Origin of the sequence: Sporosarcina sp. YIM B06819, from assembly GCF_033485175.1 — a bacterium.
Classification (GTDB): Bacteria; Bacillota; Bacilli; order Bacillales_A; family Planococcaceae; genus Sporosarcina.
On record NZ_JAWLIQ010000008.1, the window covers coordinates 117,669 to 135,721 of the forward strand.

Here is an 18,053-nt window from a genome sequence, read left to right on the forward strand (position 1 = left end):
AACAATCAATAGAATTATAGTAAGCAAATAAACACCTATAGCTCTTTTACTTATGATTCGTGTCGTCCTAAATCAATTTCCAACATTTTACCGCCTGATCTGATGGATTCTGTTGCCGCACACCCCACCGCAACACTCATACGTGCTGCAAAAGTAGTTGTAAGTGGTTGTTTATTGTGTAACACAAGGGCTATAAAATCTTGGCAAATACGAGGATCCGCGCCACCATGAGTTCCCGGTAAATCCTTCATGTTATACGTAATATCACTCATCTCATGCCATGATCCAGATTTTCTCGTTTTTACATAAATTTTATCATTCACATCATCATTTTCGAGACGCCCCTTTGTCCCAATAAACGTATAGTTCCGCGAGTAATCAGGTGTAAAATGGCATTGCATGTAAGACGCTTTAATGCCACCTTCTAATTCCATGATGACCATGCTATTATCTTCCACGTCGATTTCTTTCCTAAATGCGCATTGCGTCAGCCCCGTTAAACTAACTTCCGGACAAGTATCTTTTTTATTACAAGCTGGACAGTGTAGATCATTCGGCTGATCCCCACCATAGTAATCTAGACTTCCAAATGCAGATACTTTTGTCGCATAACTACTTGTCAACCAATGAATAATATCAAAGTCATGGGACGCTTTCTGAAGTAGCAGTGAGGTTGTGTTTTCCGCAGTTCCATGCCAGTCATGATAATAAAAATAGCCACCTAGCCCGACAAAATGTCGCACCCAAACTGCTTTGATATCGCCAATCACACCAGAATCAATAATTTCTTTCATCGTTTGATACATACTCATATAACGCATATTGAATCCAATCATGAGATGTTTGCCTGATTTCTTTTCCTCATCTAAAATACGGTCGCAACCTTCAACGGTTATAGCAAGTGGTTTTTCGCAATAGACGTGCTTACCCGCTTGTAGCGCTGCGATGACATGTTCTTCATGCAAAAAATCGGGTGTTAAAATGGCAACCGCATCAATATCTTCCCTGGCTAATAACTCGTGATAATCAGTTGTAACAAATGCTTCGTTATTCACGCTTTGTTTAAATTGTTCTAGCCTTGCGCGCGACACATCCGCCGCTGCTACAATTACCGAATCACCACTTGGTTTATGCCAGTATTCCATGATGGAACTCCTTCCACCAACTCCGATAATGCCCATTCTTACCTGTTTCATAAGGTTCTCCTTTTTTATCCAATAGGTTATTTAAAATCGTAGACTGTATGTTTGACCTTCACACATCTGCAGTGCTATCAATCCATCAACAGCGCCGACTTCCCTGTCTTGTTGCCCTTCTTCACGAAGCAAGACCGTACCAGTTGTTTTCAAAACAAAGCGATTAGTCGCTGTACATGTAACTGTTAGTTCACGTACTTTCATGCGATCCCAAACGACATCTATCTCAAATCCACCACGCACACGGACACCAGCCAATGTTCCTTTAGCCCATGTCGATGGCAGAGCTGGTAGTAATTCAACAAAGCCTTGATGCGATTGGACAATCATCTCAATGACGCCTGCTGTATAGCCGAAATTCCCATCAATTTGAAATGGTGGATGTGCACCAAGAAGATTTGGATACAATCCCCCACCAACAACAAATTCAATGTTCCCGCCAACGATGTTAAATAATTTTTGCAGCAAGCCATAAATTCGTTCTCCGTCTTTCAACCGCGCCCAAAGATTCATTTTCCAACCGAGACTCCAGCCAGTACCGTCGTCTCCCCGTATATTTAACGTTTGACGAGCTGCCTCTAACAAGGTACCCCCAAAAATTTGGTTACCTGGAAACACACCATACAAATGGGAAACATGTCGATGCTGCGGCTCAACATCAGCATAATCCTTCAACCATTCTTGTAATTGACCTTGTTGACCGATTTGCAGCGGATACAAACGCGCTTTCGCTGTCTTTACTTGATCAACCCACTCATCATCGATACCAAGAACTGCTGCAGCCTCTATACTATTTGTGAATAGATCCCAAATGATTTGCAGATCCATCATGGCACCTTTCGTCACAGAACCAATTTGACCATCTACTGATCGAAATAGATGTTCAGGCGATGTCGATGGCGACGTAAGTAGATAGCCATTACCATCTTCAACTAACCAATCTAGGCAAAATTCTGCTGCTCCTTTCATGATAGGGAGTGCTTCTTCCGCTAGAAAAGTACGATCTTGTGAAAACATATAATGCTCCCAAAGATGACGACAGAGCCATGGTCCTGACATTGGCCAAAAAGCCCAAATTGGATCTCCTTCTCGATCACCACCAACCGGTTCAGCATGTCTCCAGACATCCGTATTATGATGGGCTGTCCAACCTTTCATGCCGTAGCGTTCACGAACCATCTGGTGCCCATTCACGGATAACTCTTGAATCGCATGCAATAAAGGCTGATGACATTCAGCTAAATTCGCGATTTCAGCCGGCCAGTAATTCATTTCTGTATTGATATTTAGCGTATAGTTAGATGACCAAGGTGGTCGTGTCGAGTCGTTCCATATCCCTTGTAAATTTGTTGGTTGTGTCCCTTCCCGTGAAGCAGCTATCATTAAATAACGACCGTATTGAAATAATAGCTCCACCATTCCTAAATCATCCGTGCCAAATTTATGAACTCTTTCATCTGTATCAAGTGAGCTTTCAGCCCGTTCATGGCCAATAGACAGCTCAACACGGTCGAAAAGATTTTGATAATCTTCTATATGCGCTTGTTTTAAACGCGCATATGGTAGACTCATCGCCTTTGATAAACAAAGTCGATTTTTCTCCGTTAGCACATTGAAATCTTTACCCGGCTGCTGATTAAACCCATTAAAAGATGTCGCGATTGACAAATAGATAACGGCTTTCGTCGCATGTTGAATAGAAAGTTTGCCATAACATGATTCTACTTGTCCCCCCTCAACTGTAACACCTAGCCTACCTTCAAAATGGATGGCTTTACTCTCACCCATCTCTCCATAGTGAATCGGTTGCTCGTTGCTGTCATGATAAACAGGTGCACATCTTTCCGGGCATATGCCTTGTAATGCTAATTCTTCGTCCATATGTACCGTTTTGCTTTTCAATAAACTATCTAGTGTAATCATTACATTTAGTTGGTGATCTACAGAACTCGTTAATTCAATCGCCAATACTTGATGTGGCTGGGAAATAAAAGCCTCCCGTTTATACGTCACTTGTCCGACTGTATATTCGACACTCGAAAGTGCTTGTTTAATATCTAGCTCTCTCTTATAGCCCTTCGCCACTGCGCCATGCAAATATGTGATTGTTAGATCCCCTAAAGGCATGTAAGCTTGCGTATAAGGACCAAACATATTTTTAGTTTCATCAGCCGCCTGCTCATACTGCCCTTCATCAATCAACTTTCGGACTTTTTGAAGAGATTCTACATCCTGTTGCGGCGCTTTATTTCTTGGTGGACCTGACCATAAACTATCTTCATTCAATTGAAAGCGGTCGACCTCCACTCCCCCAAAGTGCATTGCGCCTATCCGGCCATTCCCCAATGGCAAAGCTTCTGTCCACTTTCCTGCTGCACGTTTGTATGACAGTATATTCATGTTATCTTCTCCCTAACGTTATCCAATATTGGTAGACCTATCGAATAAATGATTACAGCATTGCTTATGACTATAAAAGAAAAGAAAGTCTAGAAGTCGACTTTCTTTTCTTTTCAGCCATTATTTAAACAACTACCTTATTAGATTAGCCATTAGTCAAATACGATTTCTTGTTGTTTGTCTGCCGATTCATAAATCGCAGTTAATATTTTCATCATTTCTACACCATCATCAATGCCACCAATTGGGTCTTCTCCTGTTAGACAGCAGTTGACAAAATGGTTGATTTCATTTTGGAATGCTTCGCCAAATTCAAAATGAGGGTTACTAATCTGTGGCGAGCTATTCAAAATAATATCATTCGCTTCATGAACAATTGTTAAATTCGGTTCTACTTCTGCTCCACCTTTATCCCCAAAAATTGTGACTCCGCTTTGATCATTTTTGATATGCAAAGCGAAGCTGACATCTACCATTAAAGAGGCTCCATTGTCAAAACGGATTAAAGCATTGGCCAAATCCTCCACATTATTTTCCGGGGAATAATCAGCCGCTTTATAAAACGATAATGATTTTATGTTTGAGCGATTTCCAAGTTTATGGTACGTATTAGCACTGACTGATTTCACTTTCGGTCTGCCCATCAAATACCACGACAAGTCAATGACATGCACACCAAGATCAATTAGTGGACCGCCACCCGAACGTGACTTATCAGAGAACCAACCACCAGGATTTCCAAGTCTACGTAAAATGGATGCTTTTGCATAATAGATTTCACCTAACTTTCCTTGATCGATGAATTCTTTTAATACAATTGCACTCGAAGCATGGCGGCGAACATAGCCAACCATAAACTTTTTATCGCTACGCTCTGTAGCTGCTTTAATTTCTAACGCTTCCTCATGGTTCATACAAAGTGGCTTTTCACAAAGAACATGCTTCCCTGCGTCAAGAGCTGCGATTGAAATTTCCTTATGTGTATTATTCCAAGTGACAACACTAATCGCATCCAATTCGGGGTTTTTCAGCATTTCATGATAATCCGTATAGACATTCTCAATATCGTACGTTTTCGCCTTCGCTTGTGCTCGTTCTTCAATCAAATCACAGATGGCAATTAACTCGACATCGGGATTATTCTTATAAGCACCCAAGTGACTTTCTGATAATGAACCTGCACCTACAACACCAATTCTTAATTTTGACATTTTTTCCACTCCCTATAATGTTTTCGATTTTTAAAACTGCTCGCCTACATGATACAGTGACATTTCTCTGATGATAGGCTCACCATCACTTTTCGTAATTTCAAGCGTGACTCCTTTTACACGAATCGGCGGAACTCTGATAATCGCTTTATGCCCGATATTAATACCATGATAAATCGTCGTTGGCCGCTGCGTTTTCGCTGTCGTAACGGTAATGGTAAATTGCTGAACACTTTCACCATTCGTTAAATCTTCTTCTATTACAATGTGGTCTATCAAATGAGATTTCTCTCCCCAATACTCCCACTTACCTTCTCGCAACTGACAATCTTTTAATGTCGCAAGTGGATTAGCAAAACGTTTGCTGATGGCTGCTCCAAACTCTAGTAAACGTTGCTCATCCTTTTTCGGCAGTAACCCTTCTCGATCTGGACCAATGTTGAGGAGTAGATTAGCTCCGTGACCTACAGAGTGATAGTACAGACCCATTAACTCCTCTAAACTCTTCACCGTATGTTCATCGCTATCACTATAAAACCAGTTAGCGCGCATTTGCACATCACATTCCGCCGGCAACCATAGGTCTTTCGCTAATTGTTCTTGCTCATCTTTATAAATCGAATAATCAATATTATCGACAACATTCCAACATGGAATTGGTGCAATACCATCTTCATTGCCAACCCATCTAAAATCTGGATCCGCCATATTGAAAATCAAGATATTCGGTTGTAATGTACGAATCGTCGTCACAATGCGTTTCCAATCGTATTCATGCCCTTCAGATCCCGCACCATCAAACCACAACACTTTAATATCACCATAATTGGTTAACAACTCAGTAATTTGATTGACAAAATAATCGTCATAGGCTTTCGGGTCTTTGTTGCTGTAAAAATCTGCTGCACCGTCATAAGGTGAATAGTATAGGCCAGGCTTAATATCATACTGTCGGCATTGCTCGACAAATTCTCGAACGACATCTCCTTGTCCATCTTTCCACGGTGACTGTGCTACTGAAAAATCTGTATACTGAGAAGGCCAGTTGGAAAATCCATCGTGATGCTTCGCAGTCAACACCGCGTATTTCATGCCCGCTTGTTGTGCCGTTTTTGCCCATTGGCCACAATCTAAATTAGTTGGATTAAATTCGGTTGGAGACATGGATCTTTCATCAAAATCAACATACCCTTCATAAAAAGTCCGCAATCCAAAATGAATAAACAATCCAAACTCCCAATCTTGAAATTCAAGCTGTCTTGCTGTTGGTTTTAACCGTTGTTCTGTTATCATTGTCATCCTCCAAATAATGCAACATGGTCATAAGCGCTTCCAATTCCTCATAGTTATAAATGTTCAGTCTTTTGAAAGTGGAAATAGATTAATATGATACTAGCTTTATATACCAAATATTTATCAAACATCTCCTCCAATTTCCGATACAGTTCCTCTTGGGGAACCGCTTTCATCGAACGCTAATACTGCCAACTATTTGATGAAAGCCATCTCAAGGCAGTTAAGTTAATTAAACTAATTAACTTAATCGAATGATAATATAACATGGTGATTTTGCTTCGTCAATGGTTATCCGAATTTTTAATTATTAATCCGCAATTGCTTTATGTGCTTCCCAAATAGCTCGATTGACCTCTTCACGTTTTGCCAACAACAATTCACTGTCGCGAGGATAGTCTTTAAAAGTAATTGGGCTTTCTAGTGTCCCTTCAAGTAATTCGATGACACTTTCTCTACCGACTAATTTTTCTAGCAACTGCAATGCTCTTAAATCTTGTAGCACATCATAAAACACTTCTAATCGGATCGATTCAATCGGACCATCTTCTCCAGGATAAACTAGAAAAGAATCTCCTGATGGGAAACCTTTGTCTGCATCTGTATTGTTGAATGGATCGATTTGACTCTTTGACTGTCTTGAATACCAGAAGTTATAGCCCCAATGTAAGAAACCAGCAATATTAAATTTATAGAACTGCATCCCACTTATGCGGTTACGGGCAGATGGAAAACAGAAAAAACGATTGGATACTTCTTTGTATTGTGCACAGCAATAATACGTCCATAATTCGGGTACATCATGTTGTAAAAAATCTTCAAGACAATCGTTGGCAGGAATCGGCTTCTTCACAAGTCCTTGTTCATAAAATTGATAATCTGACAGAGCATCGATGATTGGGTAGTCAGATAAATAACGATGGAGTAAATCACTAGCCTTTTTATAAGCATCCAATGATTCTATACTCGGTTCGTCCGACACATGAAAATACACACGTTCTTCGAGTTGATGTAGTTTAATAAAATCAACTAGACTAGGCAAAAACTGCATCAAAAATTGTCGGTACTGTTCCCCTTGAGCTTCTGTTTCCCAACCAAATATTTTCTTTAATTGACCATCTTCATAGGCTACGATTTTTGGTGCATGCGCTACGCCCCACTGGGTAAACAGATGTGAAAACTCAATGTATTTAATTCCTCTTTCTGTAGCCATTTGGACCCATCGAAGTAACTTATCAAACCCAAAAGAGTAGTCGTCGCCATCTTTCTCTACATCCACCAATTGCACTGTCGGACGTTCTCCACCTATTTCAGTATCTAGTGGTAACGTAAATAATGGCGTTAACAACATATTCATCCCATGATCAGCCGCCGTCGCAACATATTGTTCAATCAGTTGCCAGTGTCTTTCACTGAATACCTCCACATCATATTGCGTTGCTATACAATCACTATGAAACCAATGAGTACAAGTGAGTTGCTGCTCTGGCAGCAATGCTGGGATCACTTCAAGTTCAAACGTTTCTTCTCCTAGTACATCTCCAGATGGTGATTCAAATAGTACGCTAATAGGATGTAACCCAGGCGATACGCCCGCGTTAAGTTTGACTGTCATCCACACCGCGTGCCATTGCTCATGAACGATAGACAATTGATTATTCTCTAATGGCAACAATGGATCTGGAAATAAACCCGGTGTTGTCCTTAATACATGTTCATCATGATCGGCATAAATAGGAAATTGTGAAGGTGCAAGCCCTACAGCCCTACTCGTTATCAAGTCTTGTAAATCACTTTCGATTCGGATGGTCAAATTTTCTACTTGCTTATCGTTTACGCGATAGGCAACTTGAAAAGAATAGGTTTCATTTAATAAAGCCGAAGCTTTGTTGAAAACTGAATCCACAATTTCCTCATCTGCAAATACTTTTGCCAATGAACTTAAACAACGTGTGTCCATTTTCTGATTTACTATCGTCATTATGATCATTTCCCCCTCAGACTATCATCACTTTTTTTGTCCCATAGCGGCTTGTATACATTTGCTAATATCAATTGTTTTAACTTTACATCAGCGTGTCACTCGAAGCACTCGCTGATGTAAAGACTAAAGTTCGAAGACAGTTATTCAGCGACGGAGAAATGAATTGCGTATACCGCCATTTTTTTACCGTCTTCTGATTTCACTAACACTTTAGCGGTTCCAGGCAATGTAACGGCAGGTATGATAGTCGTACTTGCATTGTCTTCTCCTGCGGCTGTAATGACTGGTATTTCTTTAAAACTTTGTAGTTTAACATAGTAGTCATAATTACCATCCCCGCCAACAAAATCAGCGAGAATATTTTTGTCGTCTATTTTAATAGTAGTAACTGCTGGCTCTATCTTCAGTTTAGGCCATTTCGAAAAGATTTTTAACTCTGTTATCGCAATAGCCATTCCAGCTTGTGCGGTCATATCCACTCGGATTGCAGATGTTTTCACCCTATCAAAGCTATGCATATTGGCTTGTCTTATTGCCGTTGTCGCAGGATTGCTTTGTAAATTCGCTACATCTATCCAATGGTCCCCCGATTTATACTGTATCTTATAAGAGGCTGGATAAGATGCATGCTGATCAGCATACCAATGAAGCTCAATATTATCGACATCATAGTCGACTGGTTCATAATCGCCAAAAGTTACCGATACCCAATCATTTGGACGATGTTCAAGTTGCCAATTTGTCCATCGATTATGAGGATGTTCGTCGTAAGATATCAAGTCATCATGAATAGCTTCAATTTTATCATTGGAAGATGCTTCTTTATTCGTAAAGGAGGCATCGACCTTTGGATAATCGTAACCATTTTTCGCCCTGCTAATATTCTGTTCACTACCGATTTCATCGGTCACCCTAATTTGTGCATTTACTGTCATATGCGTCGAGTCAACAAAACCATTTACAGTGAACAAGCCTACTTCTTTAAGTCTTTCCATAGGAACTTCATCCCATTTAACTGCCGATTTACGCTCTGTCTCGTCACTGAAATAGACGGTTACTTCTTGCGGTAATTGTGGCAATTGATTTTGCAGGACAGCTAATGTGATATGCTCCACCGCGATAGCTCGTCTAACCGTCACTTCCGCTATTGTTGTGAGGTCAGTACCTTCAATACGTCCCACGATCGAAAATTGATTTGACTTCCCAACTTGTTCTGCATCAATATCGTCCCATTGTACCTGAACATCTCTAGGCATTCCGACAGTATAATAAGCCTTAATAGTAGTTGGAAGTGAAGGTTGTTGTCCTTCGTCAACCGTCAAAGAAACAAATTCTAAACGCTCAATCGATTTCTTCACTGGATTTTTTCGAATCGTCACTAGCCATTTTGGTGTAGTGAAAAGAGCCCCTTTATGGCTAATTGTTGCTGTTATGTTCACTCGTCCTTCTTCAAGGGCATACAGCTTGTTATTGTCAATTTGAATAATCGGATTGTCAAATTCATAGATTGGTGAATTAGTTAAGACATCGATCCATTCATTGTTTTCTAACCGACCTTGGATAGTGAGCTCTATTATATCGTCCTCGACTATCTCTGCACGATCCGAGACAAGCTCAACAGCTACCAATTTGGATTCTTCACAATCCGCATCAGCAATCATCTGACTATCGCCTTGCGTCGTCACAATATGGACCGTATCTCCTGTAAGCCCTAGTGCAGATGCCTTCAATGTAATCGTGCCTGGTTGTTTACTCGATTGTACGATTGCAAGAGCCTTGCCGTTAAAGGCTTGTCGCTCATTTGCCTTGTATCTTTCAACGCTAGCTGCATCTCCATTGTCGACGCCCGCCAGTTGACCATTGCCTTCTATAGTAAATGACACCAAGTGATTAGCAGTTGGAACAATATGCCCTTCGCCATCTACAATATCAACAGTTATAAAAGATACATCCTTACCATCTGCACGAATGACTTGCTGATCTGTAGTTAATCGCACACCTGCTGGTTCGCCAGCCGTAATGATTTTATCTTCTGCAATGACCTGGCCGTGTTCGTCCTTACCGATTGCGGTTAATACACCTGGCTCAAAAGGTACTGCCCATTCCAGGTACGTAGCCCCTTCTGCTGTTTCTTTATAAGACGATCCCCAAGCAGTGCTCTTCACTACGTAACTTCGCTCACCTATGGATTGCCCATTTAACAATAAGTCAACAGTATGCGCATTGGTATACGCTAGCACTCGCACCGTTTCTCCTACTGTCCAGTTCCAATGAGGTAAAATATGTAACATTGGTTCTTTACTCCATTGGCTTTGATAATAATAATAAATATCCTTTGGAAAACCTGCCGTATCAACCGCGCCAAAATAGGAACTTTTCGCAGGGAACACATTGTAATACGGAGTAGGCTCGCCAATATAGTCAAAGCCTGTCCATATAAATTGTCCCGCGATATGCTTGAGGTCTCTGTCATATTTCCACGCATCCTCAGCTGTTCTACCCCACGCTACATAATCATTATCATAAGAGGATTGTTGCAAATCTGGGTACTGGGTGCTTTGATTAAAAGTATACGGATGTGTATAAACACCTCGCGAACGTGTTGCTGAAGATGTTTCGGCCCCGTAAATCTTCCACTCCGGATGTTGCTCGTGGTAACCTAAATAATTATTTTCACTGTAGTTCAACCCAACAATATCAACCGCATCGAAAATGTCTTTGATATGCTCATTAAGTGGTGTAACATTCACTTTATCTGCTCGCGTTTTGTCTTCCCCAATGGTAGTCGGTCTAGTTGTATCGATTTCTTTAATCCAACGAACTAAATCCTTGGCAATTGTAACGCCACTTTCGCTTGTCGTATCATAAATCTCGTTGCCAATTGACCACATAATAATGGAAGGCTCATTTTTCCCTCTATTGACCATTTCCTTCACATCATGTTCTGCCCAAGTAGAGAAAAACTGACTGTAATCGTACGTTTTCTTCGACTGATTCCAGCTATCGAAAGCTTCTTCCACCACTAACAAGCCTAATGCATTGGCGGCCTCTAGAAGCTCTGGCGAAGCCGGATTATGAGTAACTCGTATCGAATTGACACCCATGTCCTTCATGATTTGTAATTGCCGTTCAACTGCCCGTGCATTCGTAGCGGCTCCAAGTGCCCCCAAATCATGATGCATACAAACACCATGTAATTTCATATACTGGCCATTTAAAGAAAACCCTTCATCCGCATCAAAGTCAAAATACCGGACCCCAAATAGCGTTTCATATGTATCAACAACCTCTTCATTAACAACGACCTCGGTCACAAGTTTGTATCTGTAAGGGTTGTCAATCCCCCATAATTGCGGCGCTTCAATAACTGCATATTCTTCAAAATCGATGACCGCTCCCTCTGCTACACTTCTCTTTTCAGACCATACTGTTGAAACAACCATGCTAGCTGCATCATAGATAGTCGACTTCACTTTGATGTCTTGAAGTGCATCCGACTCATTATGAATCGAAGTCTTGATTGTTACATCAGCCCGGCCCAAAGCATAGGTCTGTTTGAGAGCAGGTGTTGTCACAAAAGTACCGTATCTTGCTACATGAATCGGGTCAGTGACAGTTAGATAGACATGTCGATAAATTCCGCTCCCTGAATACCATCGACTGCTTGGTTGCGTATTATTGACCTTGACCACCAGCACATTTTCCCTACCATCTAGGTAGAGTTTATCTGTAATATCATAGGAAAAAGCATTGTACCCAAAAGGATATTTCCCGATCAATTGCCCATTGAGATACGTAGTGCTATCCATGTAAACACCGTCAAAATCAATAGATATTCTTTTCCCTTTCATAGAGGAAGGCAATGTAAACGTTTTCCGATACCAACCAATTCCACCATCTAAGTAGCCTGCTTCATGTGTAGCGGGTGAATTTGGATTAAAATCTAACTCAACGCTCCAATCATGCGGTACATTTACTTGTCGCCATGTATCATCATTAAAAGTAAGCGCCGGAACGTTTGCAATACGTCCATCTACTTCCCGTTGAAAACGCCAACCATCATTAAAATCAACCCGTCTTTCGCCTTTATAAACAAAAGAGCCTTCCTCTTCAAACGAGCGCACACTTGCTCCTTTTACAATAGCCCCCATTGTCATGCCTAAATCCCCCTTCGTAATTTCTATGAAAGTATCAACTATCCTCATAAAACCACACTTAATTAATTTAACTTTCTAAGTACTATAATATCATTATTCATGGAATAATCTAGTGTTATTTGAACTATCACACATTTCCACAATCTCATTGAGAAAAAATTTTGCTGAAGTATGTGAATCTAGTGATAAATATGCTCTTTGTTCCCTGTCACCGCCGCTTCAATTGTCAACACATTCTTTCCCAAAATTCAATTTTCCGGATACAGTGTTTCGGATATTCATCCACAAGAATATTAAAATCGCCCCGATGCTTAGGAATAATTTTCCTCATGGCACCAGGGCGATGTAATCCTTTATTCAATTGCTAGTGTAGCACCAAAATGATAACAGATATCCCCTTCAAACCAAGCTGGGAAATTGGTTCCCCACACATTGTTAAATAGATTAATATAAATCCCATCATTCAATGAAGGCTGCGCATTATCAAATGTCAACAAGGATCTCCTACCAAAAGAAAACAAAGGAGCTTCTTGGCTACGAATCGCTACCCGTCCTTCTGTGCCAGAATACGTAAGTCCTTCTCTTGATAAAGCATGCATGCTGCGATTGCCGTTGACGACGACATTATAAGGAGAAATCGGTTCCCCTAACTTATGCATTTGCCAACGATACGGATTAGCAACCGACAAACTACTTTCCAACCAATACGCTTCTGGCATACGATTCGCTTGTTTATGTTCCCACTGCATGATGCCTTCAATCGTCTTTTTCTCACAATCGAGTAGGTAGCTAAGTCTAATCTTCTTTGGAATTCCATAGTTTTCTTCACAATGCTCTTCAAATTTCAAATCAAAATCAAACTTGACAAGACCATTATCCCGGCTCATATTTGATTGTTCAACATGCGGGTAGATCAGCTCATGTCTGATTTCGGAATGGGCTTCTATTCCTCGCTTCGCGAAATCGCCTAAAGCCCAGCCACTTGTCCACCTCGTCAGTCTACTATATTGACTTAAAAACCGAGTGAAATTTGAGAAATCGAAACGTTCGTACGAAAGCTCACCAAATCGTTTGCCTGCTTCAAGCATTGAAACTTGATTCACTTTCAGTTTTTGAATCCCACCTGTTTCAGAAAAAGCAAGTTCAAAATCCCCGAAGTTATACGTTTTCCCAATCACAATCGCCTCATTCAAAGGCATATCCACTATTGCGCTCGCAGCTTCAGCAAATTTTTCATCCGCCTGTTTCCGATGATCCACTGATAGTGAGTCGAGTGCTCTTTGAATATAATCTCGTTGCTCTTGCCAAGATGCTTCATAAAGCTTATAAGAACGTTTCGCAGCATCATCTGGATTATCAACATCCGTACTAATGCTTGCCATTAAATCGGCAAAATCCATTGTCCCTCGATTTCGATTAAATTCAATCTGATCCTTTTCGCGAGCCTTGTTAAAATCAGCAATGAGATAGTTCCTATAATCCGGTAAAAAGACATTACCGTTTCCGCCCCATGTATGCTCAGCTACTAACAAGAGTTGACCGGAAAATTGGTTGTATTCTTGACTATCTACTTGCATCGTTCCTTCTGCCAACCATTGCTCACGCAAAGCAAGCAACATTTCATATTGTGCTATCTTTAAAGGATCTGAACCGACCCCATGAATCCAAGAATCTGCAATTTCTTCTTCAATCACCGGTAAACTCGCTCGTTTGTCCCATGCTACTTGAGCAAACTCATCTAAACCTGACGCAACAAACTCGACGCCTGGATATTGTTGCTCTAGCTTTTGATACAATTCTTCCACCTCTTGCACATCTTGTGGAGGACCATAATTATCATGGCTATGAGCAAAGTATAGTAAATCATCCCAGCCCTCTCGTTCGAAAGTGGCACCATAGCTTTTCGCATAATGAACAACAATTTCGGAGCCATCCTTCGCGCGCCAAACAAACATTTCCGGTACATTCGGAACAGCCGAACTATCGTTTACCCCAATATGCAAATAGCGCAACCCTGCATTGGCCATTAAAGGAACCATTGCAATCGTATGACCAGGTATATCAGTCATTTTTGCGGCAATCGTTGTTGTCTGAAACTGTTGATCTAACTTTTGCGAAATCGATAGACCATAGTCGAAAAGTCGACGATCCATTAATTCGGTATGAACAGTAACAGGTAAACCGTGCCATTTAATGGTACCCGCTTTAATAGCCGTAACCATGCGTTCCTTATCCACTTCTGCAACATCTGAACTCGTTAAATAATAATCGATGAGCCATGAACCCGTTGTCCAAACAAATTTCCCTTGTAAAGCCTCACCAAGATCTAATGCTCGGGGTATAAATTCATTGACATAGTTCTCTACTACCTTTTCCGCCAAATCCGTAAATCCGATATCTAAATGGGTTTTAAAAACAATATGCATTTTTTTCTTCATAAATTATACCCCTTTTCATGTACAAAAATGACTGCCTCATTACGGATTAACAGCAAATGCTACTAATCCTTCATTCAACTCTTGACACTTTTCCAATAGCTGAAATTCATTTTGCGGTTGATCAGTCAAATACAATTGATAGTCAAACTCATAAAATCCTGACAAATCTACCTTGAAATTAGTTTCCCAGAAATTATTCATTGGCCATGAATAGACAAGCTCGTTATTTTTGTCATGTGTCTTTTCGCTACATAATTGAATTTCATGATGCTCCAAAGTGCCCAAAGTGATTAAAGGTGTATCTTTAATTGCTACTAGCAACGCTTTTTCTTGATTTTTAAAGGCTAAACCATTTTGCAATAAATAGAAGTCCGTATTCGTACCCGGCAACTGGTCTACTCCAGGTTTAAAAACAGTACCCGTTTTTTCAATAAATAGTTCACTTGCTTCACCAAGACTAAAAGGTAACGGGATATATAGATTTTCTGGATCCCATTCATTTTGTTTTTGAATGCGAACCGTCACAGCAATTTTAGGAGCCGTTTTATAAATTTTCAATATTACGGCATACATTTTAGTGCCTTCCAGTTGGAAATCCATCTTAATCGTCGTATAAAGTACGCCATCCGCCTCTTTTTTGATGTCTGTTAACACCGCCGCATGACGTTCTGCTATGCGACCTTTCCGATTGCGTCCCATTTGTCTTCGCACCGAACAAGCATCTGTTGTAATAGGTGTTTTTTCATAGACCCCCGCAAAAGGCGCATATAGTGCATCCGGATGAATAAGCTCTTTTCCACTATGCTTATCCTTCAAGGATTCGATACCCGTTTTATGATTAAAAGTGATACGATAATCAGTCGTTTCGACTACATGCGTATTAGCGATTCCCGCATAACCAGGATAAGGGGCTAAATCAGCAATTCTTTCTGTTCCGATATGTGCATGGTTCGGTGCTGCATTCGTTTCAATTGGTTGCACTCTTCGAACTTTCACCAAACGTTCTTCCCGAGGAGCTAAAGAAATAGCAAATTCGATATCCTTTCCTCCTGGCACATCATTCACCTGCGAGGCTAATACTTCATTCGATTGACAATCGACTACTTCAACAAAGCCATCTAATTTGAATCCAAAACCTTCACCATCTACAGTTTCCCAATATTTAATATGAACTTTCGTATAATCCGTTACGGGATGCCTGTGAGGATTGATCACTTTAAATACTTTTTCACGATCCGTTTGAAGCGAAACCTCACCTAGATTGCTCAATATCTCGTCCAAATTTTTGGAGATTAACTGATTGGCGTTTACTGCATAAGCACCTTTCCGATAATCTAAGTCATTCACTAACGTATTCCACGGCTCTCCCACAGAAGACGAATATCCCCACGTATGCTCTGCATACATCATAAGCTGATACTCCGCCTCTTGTAAAAACCTCGGATTGCCTAATTGATTGTTTGGATCTAATTTGTTTGATAAATTATATTTTCGTTGTGCATCCCGATAAATTTTAGTCGGAGCAGGCGTAGAGCCAACACCGTCCGCCCACCAGTCTGGCCAATCTCCTGCATAAGTAGGAATGTCAACCGTTTGATTTCGTAACACTTCAAAAAAGTGATTCAAAGTAACGAGTTCAACTTCAACTTGCCCATCATGCTTGGCATTCCACTGATGAATTACTTCCATCAATCGACCATTCGGTGGGGAATTGTCTGTCACAACACCAGAAATCATCGCCGGAGCAAAATCATACGGATAGCCCTCTTGCTCTAAATTATCGAAGTAACCGAAAATTCTTTTTTCCCTTTCTTCAAACTGTTCAGGCGTCGGAACCATCATAAAGTCATTTCCAATCTGGTAGTGATCCCCATTCCATACTAATACCTTATTACTTTGAGGTGTTTCCCACCAAAATGGCATTTGTTTTTTATATAAAGGAAACATACCGTGATGTGTATGTAAACAAGAAAACAAATTCACAATATTGTTTTTATGCATCGTCTCTGCGTAGCCCCAGGCAAAACCATTTATATCCGCAGTCATAGCCGAATTCAACGACAGTTGTTTGCTATCCGCATACTTTCTACATTTTTGCAGCATGTTATCTAAAACCCTATTATCTACTAATTCCGTCATATTTAAATAACTCAACGAAATATCAATTAAACCTGCTTTCACGTACTTCTCAAATTTCTTTTGATACACCTCATCACTATTCGCTAAAAATTGTTCAACTTGCCAAAAGTTTTCGCACGTCCACTTATAGCCCCGCCATTCCTTCTTGGTTCCATCTTCAATCGAATCCAATATATCAATCACTCGCTTGATAAAATCAACGTGATAGCGTTCAATTTTCTCCTGTCGATCCGTATAACCAATGTCCGTATGGGAATGATGAATTAAATATAACTTCCATTTTTTCTTCATAATACTTCCTCCATTCATGTATGTGTTTTCATGTAATCATTAGTCCTTTAAATGTACTGAGTGTGCCATTCTTACTTACCCTAATCTCCGGCATAAATTGCTCTGAAGTACTCTCCATTAATGCCGTCAAAATACCTGCCTTCATCCATTCCATGCTTTTACTAATCTGTCCTCCAAAAACGACACAATTCGGTTGGAATTGCTTAACATAGCCCTGCAAAGCCGAACCCACCATATATCCAAATTCATGGAAAACCTGTTGTGCTGGTTCATGACCTGCCGATGCTAATTGAGCTAGCAGTAAACCATCCATTCCTGGGAGCCCCATTTCGTCTGCTAGTGCTTGAAGGCCTCGTGCAGATAAATAATCATCGATTGTTCTTTCTAAAAAGGGATCCCCGTAAATCATCCCGCTGTCGTTTAAGCCATATTGTCCCTTCACAATCTGACCTTTTTCAATAAAGGTCGAACCACAACCTGTCCCAATTGTTAAGAAAATTGCTTTCATTGCTTGTTGAGCGGCTCCGTAACAATACTCCCCTATCGAAAAAGCAATGGCATCATTTTGAAAATGAACAGGTGTCGTCACGGGAAAATGATGTTCTTCCAACCATCCACTAATTTGTTGCCGGAGATCCACTTGATAAATCGCATCATATTTACGTAAGCCTTGCATCAAGCAAATACCTTTTGCATAATCAAACGGACCTGGAAAAGCAATTCCAACACCCAATAATTGTGCTTTTTCAACACGTATAAGTTGTAGGAATTCCCCGAAAATTTCGCTGAAATTTTTTAAGATGCTGATCTGGTCTTCATCCGAGCGTGCAGGATAACTTTTATTTCCTGGAAAATAAACTTCCTTTTGCTGATTCAAGAGATTTACTTTAATTTCAGTTCCACCAACATCTAGGCATAGATAATACTGTTTTGACAAATGTACT

The 18,053-nt window shown here is 40.5% G+C and carries 9 protein-coding genes; all 9 read right to left on the bottom strand.

The annotated features are described in order from the left end of the window. Positions 1 to 50: 50 nt before the first annotated feature. Positions 51 to 1,196 (bottom strand): Gfo/Idh/MocA family oxidoreductase, encoded by a 1,146-nt coding sequence (locus R2B72_RS06830; RefSeq protein WP_318615678.1) that lies wholly within the window; start codon positions 1,194 to 1,196, stop codon positions 51 to 53. 30 nt (positions 1,197 to 1,226) lie between these two features. Next, a complete protein-coding gene (locus R2B72_RS06835; protein ID WP_318615679.1) occupies positions 1,227 to 3,596 on the bottom strand; it encodes a glycoside hydrolase family 95 protein in 2,370 nt (789 codons plus the stop codon). Between the two features lie 152 nt (positions 3,597 to 3,748). Then, complete coding sequence (locus R2B72_RS06840; protein WP_318615681.1) at positions 3,749 to 4,807, bottom strand: Gfo/Idh/MocA family oxidoreductase; 1,059 nt, start codon at positions 4,805 to 4,807, stop codon at positions 3,749 to 3,751. A gap of 30 nt (positions 4,808 to 4,837) precedes the next feature. Beyond that, on the bottom strand, positions 4,838 to 6,100 hold the full coding sequence (locus R2B72_RS06845; protein ID WP_318615683.1) for an alpha-L-fucosidase: 1,263 nt from the start codon (positions 6,098 to 6,100) through the stop codon (positions 4,838 to 4,840). Between the two features lie 310 nt (positions 6,101 to 6,410). After that, a complete protein-coding gene (locus R2B72_RS06850; protein ID WP_318615684.1) occupies positions 6,411 to 8,081 on the bottom strand; it encodes a DUF4091 domain-containing protein in 1,671 nt (556 codons plus the stop codon). 143 nt (positions 8,082 to 8,224) lie between these two features. After that, positions 8,225 to 12,241, bottom strand: coding sequence for a glycoside hydrolase family 2 TIM barrel-domain containing protein (locus R2B72_RS06855; RefSeq protein ID WP_318615686.1), 4,017 nt, complete (start codon positions 12,239 to 12,241; stop codon positions 8,225 to 8,227). A gap of 353 nt (positions 12,242 to 12,594) precedes the next feature. After that, complete coding sequence (locus tag R2B72_RS06860; protein WP_318615687.1) at positions 12,595 to 14,679, bottom strand: DUF5054 domain-containing protein; 2,085 nt, start codon at positions 14,677 to 14,679, stop codon at positions 12,595 to 12,597. A gap of 39 nt (positions 14,680 to 14,718) precedes the next feature. After that, a complete protein-coding gene (locus tag R2B72_RS06865) occupies positions 14,719 to 17,109 on the bottom strand; it encodes a glycosyl hydrolase (RefSeq protein WP_318615688.1) in 2,391 nt (796 codons plus the stop codon). Positions 17,110 to 17,137: 28 nt separating this feature from the next. Further along, a complete protein-coding gene (locus tag R2B72_RS06870) occupies positions 17,138 to 18,046 on the bottom strand; it encodes an ROK family protein (protein WP_318615689.1) in 909 nt (302 codons plus the stop codon). Between the last annotated feature and the right edge of the window lie 7 nt (positions 18,047 to 18,053).